Origin of the sequence: Mesorhizobium sp. M4A.F.Ca.ET.090.04.2.1 (assembly GCF_003999085.1) — a bacterium.
Lineage (GTDB): Bacteria > Pseudomonadota > Alphaproteobacteria > Rhizobiales > Rhizobiaceae > Mesorhizobium.
In genome coordinates this window covers 1-2,738 of sequence record NZ_RZOT01000678.1, presented here as the reverse complement: position 1 = coordinate 2,738, position 2,738 = coordinate 1, and the positions used below count along the sequence as shown (strand labels likewise).

Annotated in this window: 3 protein-coding genes and 1 pseudogene; 1 reads left to right on the top strand and 3 read right to left on the bottom strand. The window is 65.5% G+C overall.

Going from position 1 to position 2,738, the window contains the following annotated elements; translation table 11 throughout:
* Both EN781_RS30260 and EN781_RS30255 read right to left on the bottom strand, forming a co-directional pair.
* On the bottom strand, positions 1 to 799 hold a 799-nt coding region (locus tag EN781_RS30260), incomplete at its 3' end, for a 1-acyl-sn-glycerol-3-phosphate acyltransferase (protein ID WP_145965714.1).
* 94 nt (positions 800 to 893) lie between these two features.
* On the bottom strand, positions 894 to 1,799 hold the full coding sequence (locus EN781_RS30255; RefSeq protein WP_127400626.1) for a LysR family transcriptional regulator: 906 nt from the start codon (positions 1,797 to 1,799) through the stop codon (positions 894 to 896).
* Between the two features lie 105 nt (positions 1,800 to 1,904).
* On the opposite strand from EN781_RS30255, the gene EN781_RS30250 reads away from it, so the two are divergent.
* A complete protein-coding gene (locus EN781_RS30250) occupies positions 1,905 to 2,528 on the top strand; it encodes a pyridoxamine 5'-phosphate oxidase family protein (RefSeq protein ID WP_126058086.1) in 624 nt (207 codons plus the stop codon).
* On the opposite strand, the pseudogene EN781_RS30245 reads toward EN781_RS30250, so the two are convergent.
* Positions 2,518 to 2,738 (bottom strand): annotated as a pseudogene (locus EN781_RS30245) (hypothetical protein); the annotation flags it as partial. The gene EN781_RS30250 and the pseudogene EN781_RS30245 overlap by 11 nt on opposite strands.

Sequence of the window (2,738 nt, the reverse complement as noted above, 5' to 3'; positions counted from 1 at the left end):
AGGCCTTCGCCTTTGCGGCGGCCGCAAGCGCGGCCAGCCGCTTCGCCGCCGTCGGCGGCATTGGCGGCGGGTTCGGCGCGCGCGAGGCCTCGACGAGGAGTTGGTCGCAGGCTGCCTCGGTCTCGCCGATCAGCCGCTGCATGAACTCGTCCTTGGCCAGTCCCGGCGGGATCGGCGGCAGGAAGCGGGCCTTGATGGTGCCGGGATAGCGCAGGAATTTGCGGCGCGGCCAGTAGAGGCCGGCGACGTGGGCGACGGGCACCACCGGGACGCCAAGCTGCGAATAGATCTCGACGATGCCGTATTTGTAGGCCGGCTCGTCGCCCGGAGCGCGGCGCGTGCCTTCGGGGTAGATGATGAGCTGGCGCGGATTGCGGTCCATTTCCGCTCTGGTGGCGGCGACGACCGCCTTCAGCGCCTTGGAGCGACTGCCGCGGTCAACCGGGATCATGCGCATCTTCATGATGTACCAGCCGAAGAAGGGGATCCAGGTCAGCTCCCGCTTCAGGATGTAAAGCGCGTCATCGAGATAAGGGAAAAAGGCGATCGCATCCCAGAAGGACTGATGCTTCGGCGCCAGGATGAAGGACCCTTCGGGCAAGTTCTCGACGCCTGTGATTTCGCTCTTCGTGCCGGCGATCTTGTCGTAGAGCCACATGCAGCTCCGCGACCAGAATTTCGGCACGAACCAGGCCCGGTGACGCGGCGACAGGAAATAGTACGGGGTCCAGAGGATCATCTGGACGACCAGGCTGACATAGAAGACGAAGTTGAACGCCAGCGAGCGGACATAGAGCATGCGGGAAGGGCCCGGTGAGAACGAGTGCGTTGGTTACACCAAGCGCGGGCAAAAAGGAAACGGGCCGAGGTCGGGACAATCCCGATTCCCGAGCCTACCACATTGCCTGCGTGAGACGCTCCTTCAGGCGGGGGGCGGCGAAATCGAGGAAGGCGCGCAGCTTGACCGGCAGCAGGCCCTGGCCGGCATGGACGAGGCTCACCGGCCATGGCGGCGGCTCGAACTCCCGCAGCACGGCCTGCAGCGCGCCGGAACGCACGGCAACCGCGACCTGGTAGGACAGAACCTTGGTCAATCCGACACCGCCGATCGCGGCGTCGATGGCGGCTTCCGCGGTGTTGACGCGAAGCCGGGAGCGGACCGGCACGGCTACCTCGCTCTTGCCGTCGGCGAAGGTCCAGGTGGTGGGGGCTGAGAGGTTCTCGAACGTAATGCAGCTGTGCGCGGCCAAGGCTCCCGGGGTCTGCGGTGTGCCATGCGCGGCAAGATAGGCAGGGCTTGCGCAGACGACACGGCGGATCGCGCCGACACGGATGGCGACAAGGCTGGAGTCGGGCAGGTCACCGATACGCACGGCAAGGTCGATATGCTCGTCGAGCAGATGGGTTATCTGGTCCGACAGCGTCAGCCGGATATCCACCTCGGGATAGGCGGCGAGGAAATCAGTTACCACCGTCAGCACGTGCAGGCGGCCGAAGACGATCGGCGCGGTGACGACCAGTTCGCCCCTGGGCGTGCTGTATTCGCCGGCGGCGGCGCGCTCGGCCTCGCCGACCTCGTCCAGGATGCGGCGGCAGGCAGCGAGGTAGGCCTGCCCGGCATCGGTCGGTGTCAGCCGCCGCGCCGAGCGGTTGAGAAGGCGCGTGTTGAGATGCCGCTCCAATTCCGAAACCTTGCGGCTGACCGTGGCCAGCGGCATGCCTAAATGGCGCGCCGCGGCAGAAAGGCTGCCGGCCTCCACTGCGGCGACGAAAAGCGACATGGCCTCGAGGCGATCCATGGATCTTCCAGGAAATGGAAGGTGCTATTCCAGATATGCCATCTGTATCCGAAATATGGAAGGCTTATGTTTGGGTGCATCACCAGTTTTGGAGGACAGCGCCATATGAACGCCCATGCTTTCGCCAGCGACGTCGCCTTCACGCCGAGCGTCAAGGCGATCCAGGCACGTAAAGGCTCGCGCGAAGCCTATTCCCGCGTCGAGGAGCGCGGCGGCTGGCGGGATGTCATCACGCCCGACCTTGCCGCTTTCATCGCGGCGCAGACCAGCGTCTTCCTGGCGACCGCCAATGGTGAGGGTCAGCCCTACATCCAGCATCGCGGCGGACCGGCCGGCTTCCTCAAGGTGCTCGACGAGAAGACGATCGGCTTCGCCGACTTCACGGGCAACAGGCAATTCATCACCCAGGGCAATCTCGCCGACAATGCGCAAGCTTTCCTGTTCCTGATCGACTATGCCCACCGTCAGCGCATCAAGGTCTGGGGCAGGGCGCGTGTCGTCGAGGGCGACGCCGAACTGACGGCGAGCCTGATGCCGCGAGGCTACAAGGCGCGTCCCGAGCAGGTCATCTTGTTCAACGTCTCGACCTGGGATGCCAATTGCCCGCAGCACATTCCGCAGCGCTTCGAGGCGGCCGACGTGGCAGCGGCGCTGGCCGAACGCGACCGGCGCATCGCGAGCCTCGAACAGGAGGTCGAGCGCCTGCGCGGGGTCGCCGCTACGGGGTAATGCGGGCCGGCGGCTTCTCGCTCTTGACCACGGAGGCTTCCGCCAGGGCGATGCCGTCGGCGGTCTGGCGCAGCGGGACGATGCCGCGCGCCAGCGCGAGCACATATTTGCTGTATTCGGTCAAAAGCACGCGCAACGCTTCCGGCTTGGTCAGCCAGCCGCCATTGCCGAGATTGGTGTTGACCACCGGATAGGGCTCCAGCTTGGCGC